Raw genomic sequence first — 16,132 nt, 5'->3', positions numbered from 1 at the left:
TGGCTGCCGTGTCCCATCCAGCTCTGGCCCGCGCCACCTCCGGCCCCCTCTCGTCCCGTCTGCTCAGCACGCCGGTTGTGATCTCTGCGGTGACGGTTATGGCGATCGGGCTAGCCGGTTGCGGTTCCGATGACGAACCGCCGCCTCAGCCTCCTTCGGGGTGCGCCACCGATTCGACGGCCGGTTCCAGTTCTGCGGCGCTCTTAGCTGTGCCGCCGGCGAAGGTCACGGTGGAGACCAACGGCGCCGAGCCGAGGTCGGTGCCGGTCGCGGGATTCGATCGCGGGACCGCGCAGTCGGCGAAGTTGGTCACCACGTCGACGTTTGCTTCTGCAACCGGACAGCAGGATGCCGAGTCGGGCGCGACCACGGTGGATCTTCCGATGACGGTCAGGGTCAACTGCACGGACGCAACCGACATCGATCTCCGGATCGGGGATGCAAGTTCCCCCGACACTGCCCTGGACCAGGCGCTCGAGGCCCAGAACGGCTCGCGCGCGGGCATGAGCATCGGACCCGGCGTGGCGCCCATCTCGCTGCGGATACTCCCGACCGAGAAAGCCGACGACAGTGCCCGTCAGGCCGTCGAAGAAGCGCTGGTCGCGACGCTGCAGCGTTCTGTGACCCTGCCGACCGAGCCGATCGGGGTCGGGGCGCGCTGGCAGGCCGTCCGGACAGTGAACGCCGGGGCGACAGTGCGTCAGACGATCACCGCAACTCTCACCGCCCGCGAGGGCGAGCGGCTGACCATCGACTACAGCATCGACGAGTCGCCCACCGACTCAGCGTTTCGGCTCCCCGACGGTGGGGTGTTGACCATCGACGCCTACTCGATGACCGGGGCCGGTTCAGTGGTGATCGATCTGGCCAGGGGCGTGCCCATTTCGGGCCAGCTGAAGATCTCTGGTGGCCGGACCCTGGTCGGCGCCGAGGGAGCACAACCGTTCAGTCAGCTGCTCGGCTTCGATTCGGCGTGGTCGCCGGCCAACTGACGTCCACACGAAAAAGCGCCGCAGACGACACGTCGTCTGCGGCGCTTCTGGTTCTGATGTGGGTGTCAGCTAGTTGCCGGGCACATCGGGCTCTTCTCGTTGGCTCCGCTGAGCAGCAGGCACACCGTCGTCTTCGACAGCTTCCAACGTCCTTCGTTATACGCGATCAGCGCCTCGACCTGCGTCTGCGGCTGGTCGGGGAAGTTGATCTTCACGTTGGCCTTGGCCTGGTTGGCTCCGGCGGGACGCACGGGCGCGACGATCTCGTAGGTGACGTCGGGGTTGGCCTTCATACCCGCGATCAGCTTGTCGAAGATCTCCGGATCCGCATCCGATCCCTCGACGAGTTCGGTCTTGTCCGTATTCGGGATGTCAGGATTGAGCGCGGTTTCCAGCATGGTGTTGAGCGCTGCGGCCGTCGGTGGCTTCTTGGGGTCGGTGAGGCCGTCGGGGCTGGTGGACCCGCTCGGTCCGGCATCCGTGGTGGTGGAGGTCGTCGTGGTGGTGGTGGGGTCGTCGCTACCGCCGTCGTCTGAACAGGCAGCGATGGAAACAAAGGCGCATAGTGCGACGCCGGCGGTCACGAACTTGCGAAGCTTCAAAATCCGTCCTTACTCATTGTCACCGCTACCACCGAGATGGAGGCAGTGAGAACTAGTCGGTCGGCCGCTTGGGCCGTCGGTCCTGCCCCACTATGCCAAAAACATGTCGAGTTGACGCATAGCGGTGAAGCCGTCAAAGCTGGCGGCGTGGTCAGAACACAACCTCTGGTGTCGATTCTCACCACTGGTGGCACCATCGCCAGTCGCCGATTTGCCGATGGCGCGCGTCCGGCGCTGGCCGCAGAAGAGCTGGTGGCGGACCACACCGAAGCGGGTGTCGAGCTTCGGACCCGCGAGGTGCTCCACCTCGATTCCTCGTCTCTGTTGCCGGAGGATCTCGACGCGGTGCGGTCGGCGGTGGTCGCCGAGCTCGAGGATCCATCGGTGACCGGCGTGGTGCTCACCCACGGCACCGACACCATGGAGGAGACGGCGATGCTCATCGATCTGATGCACGCCGATCCCCGGCCGGTGATCATGACCGGGGCCCAGCGTCCGGCGGATTTACCTGACGCCGATGGTCCAGCGAACCTGTCTGCTGCCATCGCTGCGGCGGTTGATCCCTTGTCTCGCGACCGCGGGGTTCTCATCGCGATGGGTGGCACGCTGGTACCGGCTCGTGGCACCACCAAGTTCGACAGTGCCGCCGATGCACCATTTGCCACGGTGCGCGCCGATCTCCCGCGGCCTCTGCTCACGCCGACTTCCATCGCCGGCACGCGGGTGGACATCGTGATGTTGTATCCCGGCGTCGACGCGTCGATAATCGCCTGGTGCGCGGACGCGGGCGCGACGGGAATCGTTTTGGTTGCCACGGGTTCCGGTAACACGCACCCGCGGGTGGTGGATGCGGTGGCCGACGTCATCGCTCGCGGCGTTGTGGTGGTCGTGTGTTCCAGGGTTCCGTTGGGAGAGATCGTCGCGACGTACGGCGGCGGCGGTGGCGCTGTTGATCTGGCCGCCCGTGGTGCGATCATCTCGCCGTGGTTGCGGGGGCCTCAGGCGCGGATTGCCTTGCAGGCGTTGCTCGCCGGCGACGCAGCGCATGCCGATGTCGCGGCGTTTTTCGCCGCCGAGTAGACGTCCGACCTCTGCAGCTGTGCGCTGATCTCTTGTGTGCGCTTGGACCGACTACTTATCGGATTAATTTGTTGAGTCGTCGCAGTCACCCGTGTCGTCGCTGTCTTGGCTTGCCATCAACTCGGCCCGGTTGTGTTGGAGCTGCATACGTTCTTCACGTTCGTTGAGTGCCTGTTGGCGTTCGGCGATGATTTTCTGCCAGGCCGCCTCGATGGTGTGGTCGGTGTGGTGGGCCCGGTTGATGCGGGGTTGTTGGTCAGGGTCGATGTATTTCGGTGGGATCCACGCCACCCGGCCGGCGTCGGGGCCGTCGGTGACCATCACCGTCTGCCATTGATCTTCGCCGGGCCCGATCATCGCGTGATGCGGAATGCACGCCGGGGCCAGCTCGTCGATGTCGGTGTGGCCGCCGTCGGCCCAGGCGGTGGTGTGATGGATCTCGGTCCAGGAGATCGGATTACGGCAACCCGGACTGGTGCACCCTCGGTCTTTGGCGAACAACGCCATCCGCTGCCCTTGCTGGGCAGTGCGTTTGGCACGCGCGAAATAGAGGACGTCCGCGGAGTGGTTGGCGAACACCGCCAAGGACCAATCCGCCCGAGCCGCCAACTCCAGCGCATCCTTCACGGGTATATCCACCCCGGAGGCGGTGTGGGCGATGCCTGCGGCCTCATCAAGCTGTTGCTTGGTCATCGTGATGATCACCTGCACCGGCAAGCCACGATGCGAAGTACCCAACAGCTTGTACTCGAGAATGGTCTTCAAGATCGCCTTGAACGCATCGTGCTGACGTTGCGCACGCGAACGGGTGTCACGTCCGGCCGCGGCTTCGATGATCGCTGGATCCATGCTCGGGTCGTCGACGGCACCCACGGGTGAGTTCGGGTCATCCGGGTTGTTCATCCCGGGTGCTGCCCACACATCCATCACGGTCCGAAACAGCGCCAACGTTGCTGGGTCGAGGTTGCCACTGATTTTGGCCATCATGTCCAGCCCTTGGGGACCGTCCGACAAACCCCGGTTGCGTTTGCGGTCAGCGTCATCGGTCAACGACCCGTCCGGATCAACCCGCGCCAACACTTCCCGCCCGCACACTTCAAGTTCGGTAGGGCCCAGGGTGCGGGCATTGTCGGTCATCCACGCATCGACCACGTCATACACCTCCGGCGCCGACTTGTGCGGGATCTTGTCGCGGACTTTGAGCATCACATCCATGTGCGCCAACCCAATCGCACCCTCGGCCAAAGCTTCGGCTGCGGCAGGGCATTTCGGTGGCAACGCCTCACCCTGCATCGACAACAACACACCAGCAGCATCAAGCGCTTTCAACCGCGACGAAGCATCACCACGAGACACTCGCAGTTCACTCATCACAAACCGATGCAACGTCGAATGACCAGCCTTACGAAACAAACCCCGATCATTCACCTCCTGCAACCGCCTGAGACCCTGAAACGACAGTGCCCGAACAACTCTCTCGTTCACCCGCACCAACTCAGCAACCTGCACATCATCAACATCAGCTGCTGACGTTGCAGCAATGTCAGCCAACACATCCTGCAACTGCCGGTACTTCGCCACCAACACCGCAACCGGCGGTGGATCCACCGTCACCGAATCACTCATCGACAAGCCCCCAGCCCTCGAACCCCTTTCATCAAGTCTACCAACAAAACCCGACATTATCGAACAAATGTTCGATATTACTTTCGTTGTGAACCTGTGGTGCAGGAGAACTAACGACGTTGGCAGAGAGAGGTTTACGCAGCGCGCTGCGTGTAGGTGTCGACATACTGCTGGCCCGACAATCGCGAGAGGGTTGCCATCAGATGGTCCGTGGCCTCACGGACATCCGTTGGACTATCAGCCGAAAACCGCGCCAGGACAAGGGGCTGTCCGACTACGACGTGCACCTTGCCGGGCCGCCACAGCCGCGCGCCAGGAGGGTTCACGCGGTCGGTTCCCTTGAGTGCCAATGGCACAACCGGCGCACCCGTCATCAAGGCGACACGCATCACGCCGGTCTTTCCTCGGTGCAGCAGCCCATCTCTCGATCGCGAGCCCTCGGGGTGGATGCCCCACACGCCGCCGGCACCGACGATGGCAACAGCCTCATCAAGTGCGGAAACGCTCGCAACACCCCCTCGGCGGTCAATGGAAAGTTGCCCGGTGGCCGAGAAGAACCACCGCTGCACACAGCCGCGAATACCCCTGCCCGTGAAGTACTCCTCCTTGGCGACAAAGGTGACCCGGCGTGGCAACACGAGAACCATCATCAGAGAGTCGACCACCGCCAAGTGGTTCGCCGCCACGACGACAGGTCCGGTCGGAGGGAAGTTCGACAACCCGACAACGCGTGGACGCGCGACGAGCCGCAGGAAGGGCCCGATCAGGACGTATTTGAAAAGCCAGTACCACATAGATCGACGACCCTCCTCCTGTAGACAATGTCTACGCCGCTGGTAGACACTGTCTACATGGCGACTCCTCCAGATACAAGAGCGCTCTTGGTGCAGGCAGGCATCGAACTCGTCGACACGGCGGGTCTCGCCTCTGTCGGACTGAGATCGATTGCGCGATATGCGGGCGTGTCACACGGTGCGCCGAGGCGCTATTTCCCCACTCACCAGAGCCTGTTGGCGGCAATCGCAGCGGTCGGCCTGGGCGATCTGAAAACAGCTATGGCGGAATCAATTTCGAAGCCATCTACTTCACCGAATGCAACACTGTCAGCGATGGCTCGCGCGTACGTCGATTTCGCCGCACGCCGACCCGGGATGTTCGAACTCCTGTTCCGCCACGATCTGCTCGAAGGTGGCGGCGAAAACCTGCGCGCCACGACGATCCCCATGCTCACCACCGTGGAAGGGCTGGTCGCGGCCGTTGTCGGGCGCGAACAGGCGAGCAGCCGAGCCTTGTTGCTGTGGGCGTCGATACACGGAATCGCCGTGTTGACCGCGACTCGCGCCCTCGACGTGTTCGAGACAGACCTCGAGACCCTGGTGACCGACGCCGTGTTTGTCCACCTGCATGCAGCCGCCGAGCAGTGACCGCTACTCATCCTCGTTCGCGAACCGGAGATGCTCTTCCGGCCAATCCAGGCTGAGCAGCGGATCCGCCACTTCCAACTGCGGATCGTCCAGCGAGAATGTCTTGGCGAATCCCGGACCGCGACTACGTGTTTCGAATCGAACCGTGACCCGGCCGTGTCCGCTGCCCTGGACCCACCCGTGCCCGAACTCGCGATGGTGCACATCGTTGCCGGTGGTCCAACGCAGCCGGTCGGCGTTGGGGTCGCGACCTCCCGGGTGGTACATCTCCTCCGATGTCGATTCTGCGCTTGACTCCGGGGCCTCGAAGGTGGAGTCGAGCTCGGGGAACATCGCAAACTGCTGCACCGCCGTCAGTCCCGAAAAACCAACTCCGACAAGGCGGATGGGCCCGATCTCCTGGGGATCCAACGCCAGCCGCTGCGCGGCAGCAGCGAGTACGGGCAGCTCGGTGGTCGCAGCCGCAAGTGTGGTCGACCGGGTCAGCACCGACATGTCCGACTTCTTCAGCTTGACCACCACCGTGCGAGAGCCCCGCCCGTCGGCGAGCAGTCTCCGATGCGCAGACGTCGCAGCCCGCTCGACAGCACCGCGTAGATGCCCGAGGTCGGTGATGTCCTCGGCGAACGTCGATTCGGCGCTGATCTGCTTGGCCGACGCCCGTTCTGCGACCGGCCGGTCATCTATCCCCTGAGCCAGGAGGTGCAACCCGGGCCCGACGGTGGCACCGAGAACCGACGACACCTCCAGCGTCGACATCCTTGCGAGGTCTCCGATGGTGTCGATTCCCAAGCGCTGCAGTCGTTCCCCGGCGACCGGTCCGATGCCCCAGAGTTTGCGCACCGGCAGCCGGGCGAGGAACTCGCGCTGCTCCCCCGGGGTCACCACCACCACACCGTCCGGTTTTGCCATTCCCGACGCGATCTTTGCGATCTGCTTGCCACTCCCGAAGCCGACCGAGGCGGCCAGGCCCAGCTCGTCCCGAATACGTGCCCGGAGGCGCTCGGCAAAAGCGGCGGCAACGTCGGCCGGCGCGCCTGCCAGTTCGACCGGCTCGGCGAAAGCCTCATCGAAAGACAACATCTCGATGACAGGAACCTGGGCGCGAATCAGGCCGAAGACCCGCAGGCTCACCGCCCGGTAGACGGACCCGCGGGGCGGGAGGACCACGGCGCCTGGACCGACCAGTCGACGCGCTTGGTGCATCGGCATCGCCGAGTGGGCACCGAAAACCCGCGCCTCATAACTGCAGCCGGCGACCACTCCTCGGCCGCCCAGTCCCCCGACCAGCACCGGGCGGCCTCGAAGTGTTGGACGGGTGAGCTGCTCGACAGATGCGAAGAACGCATCCATGTCGATATGCATCACCCACCGGGAACTGATGTTCCCGTCCTGCACCCGCACACAGTGATGGTATGCCCCATTCAGCGGATCAGCGGACGTGCACCGGCGTCAGCTCGAACACAGGAATGGCCGGGCCCGCAGCGACCAGTTCGTCATCGCTCGAGCCTGCGGAGATCTTGACGGGCATCAACGACGCGACTTCCCAGCCCCAACGCTTCAGATACGGGCGGAGCACCGGCGGCTTGTCCGCATGGGCCAACTCGATGACGCGGTAGGTCGTCGAAGTCCGGCCACCGCGCAGCGTGCACTCTCCCGACGCCCGCACATTCCTCGCCCACTGCGTCTCTCCGCGAGCACCGATCAGGAATGTGCGACCGCCCAGGCGCAACGGGTTGACCGGGATGCGCTGGATCGCACCGGTCTTGCGACCCCGGACCTCGAGCGTGCGGGCGCCGGCGAGAGTGATCCCACGGTCGGCCATCCAGGCGACAACCGAGTTGAACACGGCAACGGACTTACCAGGCTTGTTGTAGTGGGTCGCGGCGGTCATGGTGGCTCCTGGGTGTCTCGAGTTTATGAGAGCACTGCTCTCTGTTTCTCCGAGTGTGCGCCCCAGTCGCCATAAAAGCAAGAGCACTGCTCTCTTTTGTGTGAGGATGGGCGGGTGCCCCCGCAAACGCCCCACCGAGAGAAGACCGCGACGGAGTCGACACCGCGCGCGATGGCCCGCGCCCGTACCCAGGAACGCATCCTCGAACTCGGCCGCGATCATTTGGCCCGATATGGCGCTGCGGCGCTGTCGCTGCGTGCCATCGCACGCGACCTCGACGTGGTCTCGTCCGCCGTCTACCGGTACGTCGCCAACCGCGATCAGCTGTTGACGCTGCTGGTGGTGGATGCGTACACCGAGTTGGCAGATCACGTGGTCGAAGCGCACGAATCGGGCGCCCCAGACGCATTCCGGGAACGACTGATGGTCAGTTGCCAAGCTTTCCGACGATGGGCGGTGGCCGAACCGGCCCGCTACGCGCTGTTGTACGGCAGCCCTGTGCCCGGCTACCAGGCACCCGCAGAATTGACCACCGAGCCGGGCACGCGCGTTGTCGGTCTACTGCTGACGACGTTGCAGCAGGCGGCATCTGCCGGACGGATCGCAGATCAGCCGAGCTACGGCGACCTACCAGGTGCCGGCTTCGCGCCCATCAGGGACGAGTTCGACCTCGACATCGACGATCAACACGTTCATACGGCGATCCTGCTGTGGGCCACCACGGTTGGGCTGACGAGCCTGGAAGTGTTCGGCCAGTTCGGTTCCGAACCGCCGACCGATCTGGAGGTCCTGTTCGACCTCCAGATCGGCGGCGTACTCGATCGGATCGGACTCGGCCGCGACCAGCCGTCGGCTGGTTAGCCGGCCGTGGTGGCCTTCACCAGCGTCGCTTGCACACCGTCGCCCAAGGCCACCCCCTCGCCGGCGGCGTTCCCGTCGTGACCGGCCACCAGGTCGAGCTCGACCGCAAGAACTTCCCCGGCGATCAGATCGCGGTGCCGCTGCGCCCACTCGACGTGGTTGTCGGGCACCGCGAGTGTCACGCGGATGCGGTCGGACACGTCCAGACCTGCCGCGCGGCGCGCTTCTTGCAACTCGCGGATGCGGTCCTTGGCCCAGCCCTCGGCCTCGAGTTCCTCGGTGACGGACGTGTCCAACACCACCAGACCCGCCCCGGCAGGCAGCTCAGCGGTCGACTCCGGCTGTACTGCAACGAGTTTGCGCGTGTACTCACCTTCGAGCAGCTCGATGCCATCGGCGCTGACCACATCGACACCATCACGCTCGTCGATCGTGACGTTGCCCGCCTTGACCGCCTTGATGACGCGCTGGACGTCCTTGCCCAGACGGGGTCCGGCAACTCTGGCGTTCACCGCGAGCTCGACCCGGCCGTATTGGTCCGCATCATCGGTCAGACGCACCGACTTCACGTTCATCTCGTCGGCGATCAGATCGGAATACGGCCTCAACCGCTCGGCATCCGCAGATGCCACCGTCAGCGACGGCAGCGGCAGGCGCACCCGGAGCTTGTTCGCCTTGCGCAGACTCGAGGCCACCGAGCAGACGGCCTGCACATCGTCCATCGCCGCAACCAGATCAGGATCGGCCGGCAACTCGTCGTCGGTCGGCCAATCGGTGAGGTGGACCGAGCGACCTCCGGTCAGGCCCCGCCAGATCGCCTCCGTGGCGAGCGGCAGGAGCGGCGCCGCCAGGCGGCAGGCCACCTCGAGCACGGTGTACAACGTGTCGAAGGCCTCGGGCGCATCGTCCTGGCCCGCCCAGAAACGCGAACGCGACCGGCGCACATACCAATTGGTGAGCGCGTCGCAGAAGTGACGGAACTCGTCGCACGCCCCCGCGATGTCATAGGTCTCCATCTGCCCGGTCATCACATCGCGAGTGGCGGCTGCCTTGGCCAGGATGTACCGATCGAGCACGTTGGTCGAGCCGGTACTCCACTGCGCAGGCCGGTCTGCATACAACTGCAAGAAGCTGTAGGCGTTCCACAGCGGTAGCAACGCCTGCCGAACACCCTCGCGGATCCCGCGCTCGGTCACCACCAGGTTGCCGCCGCGCAGGATCGGAGACGCCATCAGGAACCACCGCATGGCATCGCTGCCGTCACGGTCGAACACCTCGTTCACGTCGGGGTAGTTGCGCTTCGACTTCGACATCTTCTGCCCGTCGTCGCCGAGCACGATGCCGTGGGCGGCAACGGTACGGAACGCCGGGCGGTCGAACAGTGCGGTCGACAGGACATGCAGGTTGTAGAACCATCCGCGCGTCTGCCCGTTGTACTCGACGATGAAGTCACCCGGACTGTGACCCGGTACGGAGTCCGTTCCCTCGAACCAATCGGTGTTCTCGAACGGGTAATGCACCTGTGCGTACGGCATCGACCCGGACTCGAACCAGCAGTCCAGCACTTCCGGAACCCGACGCATCATCGACTTACCGCTCGGGTCATCAGGATTGGCGCGGGTGAGCTCGTCGATGAACGGGCGGTGCAGGTTGTCGGGACGCACGCCGAAGTCGCGCTCGAGCTCGTCGAGACTGCCGTACACGTCGACCCGCGGATACTCGGGATCGTCGGAAACCCACACGGGGATGGGCGCACCCCAGTACCTGTTGCGGCTGATGTTCCAGTCCTTGGCTCCTTCGAGCCACTTACCGAATTGGCCGTCCCGGATGTGCTCCGGCGACCATTCGATCTGCTTGTTGAGCTCCACCATCCGGTCGCGGAATGTGGTGACCGCGACGAACCACGAGGGCACGGCCATGTAGATCAACGGCTTTCCCGACCGCCATGAATGCGGATAGGAGTGCTCGATCGTCTCGTGGCGCAGGATCTTGCCCGCGGCTTTGAGGTCCTTGATGATCACCGGGTTCGCGTCGAAGACCTGAAGGCCCTCGTAGGGGGCGACCAGGCTCGTGAATCGACCGCCCGCATCCAGTGGTTGCACCACCTCGATGCCGTACGCGGTCGCGAGCTCCATGTCCTCTTCACCGAAAGCCGGTGCGAGGTGGACGATTCCGGTACCGCTGTCGGTGGTGACGTAGTCACCCAGCAGAACACGGTGCGCACCCTCGTGACCCGCGAAGAAGTCGAACGGAGGGGTGTAGTGCACGTTCTCCAGCTCGGCACCCCGGTAGGTCCCCAGAACCTCGGGCTCCGAACCCAACTCGCGTGCGTAGCTGCCGAGCAACGCGGTGGCGAGCAGGTACTGCTGCCCGTCCCCCCCACGAACATGGCTGTATTCGAACTCCGGATTGACGGCGATGGCCAGGTTCGACGGCAGTGTCCACGGTGTGGTGGTCCAGATCAGGGCTTCCACCCCGTCGAGCGCGGCAGGACCGGTATCGCTGGGACGCAGGGTCATTCGCACCGTGACAGCCGGATCCTGGCGCATCTTGTAGGCGTCGTCGAGCTTGCTCTCCTGATTCGACAACGGAGTCTGCTCGTACCAGGAGTACGGCAGCACGCGGTAACCCTGGTAGATCAGGCCCTTGTCATGGAGCGCCTTGAACGCCCACATCACCGACTCCATGAAGTCGATGTCCAGGGTCTTGTAGTCGTTGTCGAAGTCGACCCATCGGGCCTGGCGCGTCACGTACTCCCGCCACTCGTCGGTGTAGCGCAGCACCGATGCGCGGCAATAGTCGTTGAACTTCGCGACGCCCATGGTCTCGATCTGGGACTTGTCGGTGATCCCGAGCTGGCGTTCGGCCTCCAATTCGGCAGGCAGGCCGTGGGTGTCCCAACCGAAGCGGCGATCGACCTTCTTGCCTCGCATGGTCTGGAAACGCGGAACGAGGTCTTTCACGTAGCCGGTGAGGAGGTGACCGTAGTGCGGCAGCCCGTTGGCAAAGGGAGGCCCGTCGTAGAAGACGAACTCAGGCGCGTCGGCGCGGTTGTCGATCGAGGCCCGGAACGTGTCATCGGCCTGCCAGTAGTCGAGCACTCGCTTCTCGACCTCGGGAAAAGACGGCGCGCCGGCCTTGGTTCCCCCGGTGAGATCGACCAGCGGGTACACGCGAGTTGCTGAGCCACTCGTCGATGGGGCTGATATCGGGTCCTGTGTGGTCACTACCGTCTCCTCGTGCGTCGGCTTTGCTGCCTGGCACGGGGACGAACCGATGAACATCGGCCGCGGTACCACCCCGCTTGCGTCCGTGGACGCCACTCGGTCGATCTGCCGGCGATACGCCGGTAATCGTCGAGGCGTTGACGGGCCTCACCCGCCCGGTTCTACTGGGGACCGCCAGGGCGGTCCTGTTCTTCCGAGAGCTCCCCGGTGATGGCCGGATCAACGCTGATGACAAGTCTAACGCGGCTTGTCGAGATGTATTTCCTCGGTGGGCGGGTCATCGTCGTACCGGTGACCCTGCGATTCCGGGTGACCCTGCGATTCAGAGTGACCCTGGGCATCCGAGTCCTGCTGATGCCCGCTCGGGTCTCGCACCTGATCGGCGGACCCGGGGTCTGCCTGGTCGCCCGCGCCCGAGTCTTCCCGGACGTCGTGGTCGGCCTGATCAGAGTTCGACCGGCGGCCGAGCCCGATCAGGTCTGCCAGCAGGAATCCGACTCCGATCACGCACACCACGATGCACGCGACCGCGAGCCAGAGGATCCCGCTGACCAGCGCCGCCACCAGCAGGACGAACCCCACCAGGGTGGCGCCCAGCGCCAGCACCAGCACGGATCAGACCCCGACGAAAATCAGTTGTTCGGCTTGCTGAATCCGCCGGAGTTGGTGAAACCACCGTTGCCGGGATCGGACGAGAAAGCGTCGCCACCACGTGCGTTGTCCACGGGTGCGGCGCTTCCACGCTGCTGCAACTCTTCGAGCTGAGATTCGAGGTACGTCTTGAGCCGCGTGCGGTACTCACGCTCGAACGTCTTGAGCTGTTCGATTCGACCCTCGAGTACCGAGCGCTGCTGGTTGATCGTGCCCATGATCTCGGTGTGCTTGCGCTCGGCGTCGGCCTGCAGAGCGTCGGCCTTCTCCTGCGCCTGCCGGGTCTGGGTCTCGGCGCGCGACTGCGCGTCGGCCAGAATCGCCTCGGAACGCTGACGGGCATCGCTCAGCATCGCCTCGGACTTCGAGCGGGCGTCGCCGACGAGGGCATCGGCCCGTGCGCGAGCGTCGGCAACCATGGCCTCGGACTCGCTGCGCGCGTTGTTGGTCAGACGGTCCGCGGTCTCCTGCGCCAGGCCCAGCACGCGGGCTGCCCGGATGCTCTGGTCCTCGTTGGAGGACTGCTGCGGCTGCTGCTGCGCCACCGGCTCGGGGGCCGGGGGCTGCTTGGCGAAGGTCTGTGTCGCCGGCTCTTGCGCGGGGGCAGCCTTCTTGGCCTGATCCACCTCGCCCTCCAGCTCCTCGACGCGCTGCTTCAAGTCGGAGTTCTCTTCGATCAGACGCGCCAGTTCAGCTTCTACGAAGTCGAGGAACTGATCGACTTCGTCCTCGTTGTAGCCGCGCTTACCGATCGGCGGTTTGCTGAACGCGACGTTGTGCACATCAGCTGGTGTCAGCCGCATTGGTCGGTCCCCTTATACCTTGTGTCGAACATTGGTCTACTTGTCTGGAGGTGCTGGCTGGCCTAGTCACCGCCCATGAATGCCACTTCCGACGCGACCCAGATCATGGATCGGTCAGCCATATTATTCACGATCGACATCTAGCCTGTAACTGGCGTCCATCCTGTCACACTAGAACCGTTCGTCGCACCCTTTGGTTGCTATGTCGAAATCAAACGGGTGTCAAAACGCACCATTTACTACGGCGCGTCCCGAGTTTGTGACCCGTTCGTTATCAACCTACTCGATACTAATGCCCCCGCTTGCCATCCGGGGGTACGACCCGCAGGCGAATCCGACTAGCCGGCGACCAACGACATCGCGATGAGAACCACGATCATTGTGATCATCAGCGAGAGGTCCAGGCGAACGGGTCCGAGCGGGATCGGCGGCAGGATTCGGCGAAGGGCCTTGATGGGAGGGTCGGTCGTGGTGAAGACACTTTCGATGACCACCACCGAGGCTCCGGTGGGTCGCCACTCCCGGGCGAAGGTTCGCACCAATTCGATCACCAACCGACCGAGCAGAAGCAGCCAGTAGATGAAAAGGAGGTAGTAAATAATCTCGCGTGCGATCGTCACGCCACAACTCTGCCCGATTTCGGTCCCGGATGTGAAAACGACAGGCCGGCGGGCCTGTCGGCCGACCTACTGGTGGTTGTAGAAACCGGTTTCAGCGATCTTCTTGCGATCCTCGGGCGAGACGTCGATGTCGGCGGGAGCCAGCAGGAACACCTTGGTGGCCACCTTGTCGAACGAGCCGTGCAGCGCGAACGCGAGACCGGCGGCGAAGTCGACGAGTCGCTTGGCGTCGGCGTTGCTCATCTCCACGAGATCCATGATCACGGGGCTGCCGTCGCGGAACCGCTCGCCGATCGTGCGCGCCTCGGCGTAGCTGCTGGGCCGCAGGGTGGTGATCTTGCCTAGGGGGTTGCCTTCTTCGAAGACCCGATCGAGTTCTGCGCGCGGGTCGATGGCGAGGGCGCCGCGGGTGGAGGGGCCACCGACTGCGGAGGGCCGGGTGCCGACCGTGCGTGTGGCGAGCGGTTCGAGGCGACCTGTCATCCGTGCCGGCGCGGGGGCAGACGCGTAACGGTCGATCGATTCGAACTGCGGACGACGGGCGCCTGCGTAGGCGTACTCGGGAACGCGCTCGTACTCACCGTCACGGAAGTCGGCTTCGCGGTACTCGCGGTCGTCCACGTCGTCGCGGTACTCGGCGCGGTAATCGCCTTCGCGGAAGTCGGGCTCGTCGCGGTAGTCGCGCTCGTAGCGGCGCGACCGCGCCGGAGCGGGATCGTCCAGGTAGTCGTCTTCGTAGTCACCGGGAGGGACCATGCCGAAGTACGCCTTGAACTTGTGGATGGTGCTCATCGCAATTCCTCTTTCAGCCGCGGCCGGTACTCGACAACTCCTGCAGTCCTGTTGCCACTGTTAGTCATGTTGTCGCTGTTACTGATGTGACTAACCGTTATGGCGAGATTAGCGGCCTGTCCCCCATGATCGCGGTACCGACACGCACGCAGGTTGATCCGTGTTGCACTGCGATCTCCAGGTCTCCCGACATACCGGCGGACAGCTCTCGCGCCTCGGGGTGCTGCGCCACGAAATCACGGTGGATGCGCGCGGACTCCGCCATCCAACGGTCCGCCGAACCATGCAGCGGTGCGATGACCATCAGCCCGCACAGCACCAGGTTGGGCAGTTCGGCGATCGACTCGGCCAGCCCGGCGAGGTCGCTTTCCGCCACTCCCCCACGGCCTTTCGCTTCGTCATCGTCGAGGCCGACCTGAATCAGCACCTCCAGCGCGGCAGCGCGTTCACCATTGTCGAGAGCGACGCCGGTGGCGCGGTCGAGGGTTTGCGCCAACTTCAGGCTGTCCACCGAATGCACTCGATCAGCCCAGCGCGCAACAGACTTGGCTTTGTTGCGCTGCAGTTGACCGATCATGTGGAAGCGCAGATCCGTGCGGCCGGTGGCGGTTCGCACGTCTATGGCCTTCCGGCCGGCCTCGGGTTCCCGCGACTCGCCGAACTCGGTGGCTCCGGCCTCGATCAGCGCCAGCACGTCCGCCGCAGGGAAGAACTTCGTCACCGGCAGCAGTGCGACATCGGCGGGAGCACGACCGGCCGCGACACACGCCTCGTCCACGCGCCGGCGGACACTGGCCAGATTGGCCGCCAGTTGCGATGCCCGTGCTGGGGACACCGAGTCTTGATCAGGCACTTCCACTGTCCATCCAGATCACGCAGGCCAGCCGGCCGGTGGGATTGTCACGGCGATGACTGAACAGCGCCAAATCCTCGATGGTGCATCGCGGGTCCTCGGCAACCGCAGAAACGCCCGAGGACAGGAGTTGACGGCGAATACCGGCGCGCAAGTCGAGTCCGGGTGTCCCCTTGGCAGTGCGGGTGGCGCTGCCGGGCAGATGCTTTTCGACATCGGCCTGCATCTGCGCGGGCACCTCGTACTGACGACCGCTGGCGGCGGGGCCGAGGAATGCGCCGATGCGGCTGACCTTGGCGCCGGCTTCCTCCATGGCCTCGAGCGTGCGGGGGATGATCCCGATGCGCGCTCCGACCCGGCCGGCATGCACTGCGGCGATCACACCCGCCGTCTCGTCACTGAGCATCACCGGTACGCAATCAGCACTGAGGACGGCCAACGCGAGGTCGGGCGTGGTGGTGATCAACGCATCGGTGGCAGGCACTGCGCCCGTCACCGGCTCGTCCACCCGGGTCACGTTGCGGCTGTGGATCTGCTCCATCCACACCATGCGCGCCGGGTCCACGCCGATCTTCTCGGCGAGGCGAAGTCGATTGCGGCGCACCGCATCCGGATCGTCGCCCACATGATCGCCGAGGTTAAACGACGCGTACGGACCGGTGGAGACACCACCGAACCGGGCGGTGACAACCCGCCTGATCCGTATC

At 64.6% G+C, this 16,132-nt stretch carries 16 protein-coding genes; 4 read left to right on the top strand and 12 right to left on the bottom strand.

Features of this window, described 5'->3' with window-relative positions; all coding sequences use genetic code 11:
• Window positions 1-8 precede the first annotated feature (8 nt).
• The gene (locus KXR83_RS15740; RefSeq protein WP_437425607.1) at window positions 9-992 is read left to right on the top strand and encodes a hypothetical protein; all 984 of its coding nucleotides are present in this window, start codon (window positions 9-11) and stop codon (window positions 990-992) included.
• A 65-nt stretch (window positions 993-1,057) separates the two neighbouring features.
• On the opposite strand, the gene KXR83_RS15735 is transcribed toward KXR83_RS15740, so the two are convergent.
• A complete protein-coding gene (locus tag KXR83_RS15735; RefSeq protein ID WP_437425606.1) occupies window positions 1,058-1,594 on the bottom strand; it encodes a hypothetical protein in 537 nt (178 codons plus the stop codon).
• Window positions 1,595-1,741: 147 nt separating this feature from the next.
• Between KXR83_RS15735 and KXR83_RS15730 the strand changes: the two genes are divergently transcribed.
• A complete protein-coding gene (locus KXR83_RS15730; protein ID WP_437425605.1) occupies window positions 1,742-2,674 on the top strand; it encodes an asparaginase in 933 nt (310 codons plus the stop codon).
• 63 nt (window positions 2,675-2,737) lie between these two features.
• Here the strand turns inward: KXR83_RS15730 and KXR83_RS15725 are convergent, their stop codons facing one another.
• A complete protein-coding gene (locus KXR83_RS15725; RefSeq protein ID WP_437425604.1) occupies window positions 2,738-4,300 on the bottom strand; it encodes a DUF222 domain-containing protein in 1,563 nt (520 codons plus the stop codon).
• A 134-nt stretch (window positions 4,301-4,434) separates the two neighbouring features.
• A complete protein-coding gene (locus KXR83_RS15720) occupies window positions 4,435-5,094 on the bottom strand; it encodes a lysophospholipid acyltransferase family protein (protein ID WP_437425603.1) in 660 nt (219 codons plus the stop codon).
• Between the two features lie 57 nt (window positions 5,095-5,151).
• Between KXR83_RS15720 and KXR83_RS15715 the strand changes: the two genes are divergently transcribed.
• Entirely contained in the window at window positions 5,152-5,724 is a 573-nt protein-coding gene (locus tag KXR83_RS15715) for a TetR/AcrR family transcriptional regulator (protein ID WP_437425602.1), read from the top strand.
• 3 nt (window positions 5,725-5,727) lie between these two features.
• Here the strand turns inward: KXR83_RS15715 and KXR83_RS15710 are convergent, their stop codons facing one another.
• Both KXR83_RS15710 and KXR83_RS15705 read right to left on the bottom strand, forming a co-directional pair.
• The gene (locus tag KXR83_RS15710; RefSeq protein ID WP_437425853.1) at window positions 5,728-7,089 is read right to left on the bottom strand and encodes a DNA polymerase IV; all 1,362 of its coding nucleotides are present in this window, start codon (window positions 7,087-7,089) and stop codon (window positions 5,728-5,730) included.
• 67 nt (window positions 7,090-7,156) lie between these two features.
• Window positions 7,157-7,618, bottom strand: a complete 462-nt coding sequence (locus KXR83_RS15705; protein WP_437425601.1) for a nitroreductase/quinone reductase family protein — start codon at window positions 7,616-7,618, stop codon at window positions 7,157-7,159.
• A 114-nt stretch (window positions 7,619-7,732) separates the two neighbouring features.
• Between KXR83_RS15705 and KXR83_RS15700 the strand changes: the two genes are divergently transcribed.
• Complete coding sequence (locus KXR83_RS15700; RefSeq protein ID WP_437425600.1) at window positions 7,733-8,479, top strand: TetR/AcrR family transcriptional regulator; 747 nt, start codon at window positions 7,733-7,735, stop codon at window positions 8,477-8,479.
• Here the strand turns inward: KXR83_RS15700 and ileS are convergent.
• From ileS to pgeF, 7 genes are all read right to left on the bottom strand, one after another.
• A complete protein-coding gene (ileS, locus tag KXR83_RS15695) occupies window positions 8,476-11,763 on the bottom strand; it encodes an isoleucine--tRNA ligase (protein ID WP_437425599.1) in 3,288 nt (1,095 codons plus the stop codon). The genes KXR83_RS15700 and ileS overlap by 4 nt on opposite strands.
• A 180-nt stretch (window positions 11,764-11,943) precedes the next feature.
• Complete coding sequence (locus KXR83_RS15690; RefSeq protein ID WP_437425598.1) at window positions 11,944-12,318, bottom strand: hypothetical protein; 375 nt, start codon at window positions 12,316-12,318, stop codon at window positions 11,944-11,946.
• A gap of 20 nt (window positions 12,319-12,338) precedes the next feature.
• Entirely contained in the window at window positions 12,339-13,160 is an 822-nt protein-coding gene (gene wag31 / locus KXR83_RS15685) for a DivIVA-like cell division protein Wag31 (protein WP_030171394.1), read from the bottom strand.
• 338 nt (window positions 13,161-13,498) lie between these two features.
• Window positions 13,499-13,780 carry a YggT family protein gene (locus KXR83_RS15680; protein WP_437425597.1) on the bottom strand — a complete coding sequence of 94 codons (282 nt, stop codon included), beginning with the start codon at window positions 13,778-13,780 and terminating at the stop codon, window positions 13,499-13,501.
• Between the two features lie 66 nt (window positions 13,781-13,846).
• The gene (locus tag KXR83_RS15675; RefSeq protein WP_437425596.1) at window positions 13,847-14,572 is read right to left on the bottom strand and encodes a cell division protein SepF; all 726 of its coding nucleotides are present in this window, start codon (window positions 14,570-14,572) and stop codon (window positions 13,847-13,849) included.
• A gap of 97 nt (window positions 14,573-14,669) precedes the next feature.
• The gene (locus KXR83_RS15670; protein ID WP_437425595.1) at window positions 14,670-15,425 is read right to left on the bottom strand and encodes a YggS family pyridoxal phosphate-dependent enzyme; all 756 of its coding nucleotides are present in this window, start codon (window positions 15,423-15,425) and stop codon (window positions 14,670-14,672) included.
• Window positions 15,418-16,131: a peptidoglycan editing factor PgeF gene (pgeF, locus tag KXR83_RS15665; RefSeq protein ID WP_437425852.1), complete on the bottom strand. Its 714-nt coding sequence runs from the start codon at window positions 16,129-16,131 to the stop codon at window positions 15,418-15,420. The genes KXR83_RS15670 and pgeF overlap by 8 nt, the downstream gene beginning before the upstream one ends.
• Between the last annotated feature and the right edge of the window lies 1 nt (window position 16,132).

Origin of the sequence: Williamsia muralis (assembly GCF_051487485.1) — a bacterium.
GTDB classification, from domain to species: Bacteria; Actinomycetota; Actinomycetes; order Mycobacteriales; family Mycobacteriaceae; genus Williamsia; species Williamsia muralis_B.
The sequence above is the reverse complement of the archived record's forward strand: the minus strand, read 5'-3'. Positions and strand labels throughout refer to the sequence as shown.

Coding starts and splice junctions, on each gene's coding strand:
- KXR83_RS15710 (WP_437425853.1), bottom strand. CDS start 7,089: ATGCATATCGACATGGATGCGTTCTTCGCATCTGTCGAGCAGCTCACC.
- KXR83_RS15675 (WP_437425596.1), bottom strand. CDS start 14,572: ATGAGCACCATCCACAAGTTCAAGGCGTACTTCGGCATGGTCCCTCCC.
- KXR83_RS15720 (WP_437425603.1), bottom strand. CDS start 5,094: ATGTGGTACTGGCTTTTCAAATACGTCCTGATCGGGCCCTTCCTGCGG.
- KXR83_RS15725 (WP_437425604.1), bottom strand. CDS start 4,300: ATGAGTGATTCGGTGACGGTGGATCCACCGCCGGTTGCGGTGTTGGTG.
- KXR83_RS15715 (WP_437425602.1), top strand. CDS start 5,152: ATGGCGACTCCTCCAGATACAAGAGCGCTCTTGGTGCAGGCAGGCATC.
- ileS (WP_437425599.1), bottom strand. CDS start 11,763: ATGTTCATCGGTTCGTCCCCGTGCCAGGCAGCAAAGCCGACGCACGAG.
- KXR83_RS15705 (WP_437425601.1), bottom strand. CDS start 7,618: ATGACCGCCGCGACCCACTACAACAAGCCTGGTAAGTCCGTTGCCGTG.
- wag31 (WP_030171394.1), bottom strand. CDS start 13,160: ATGCGGCTGACACCAGCTGATGTGCACAACGTCGCGTTCAGCAAACCG.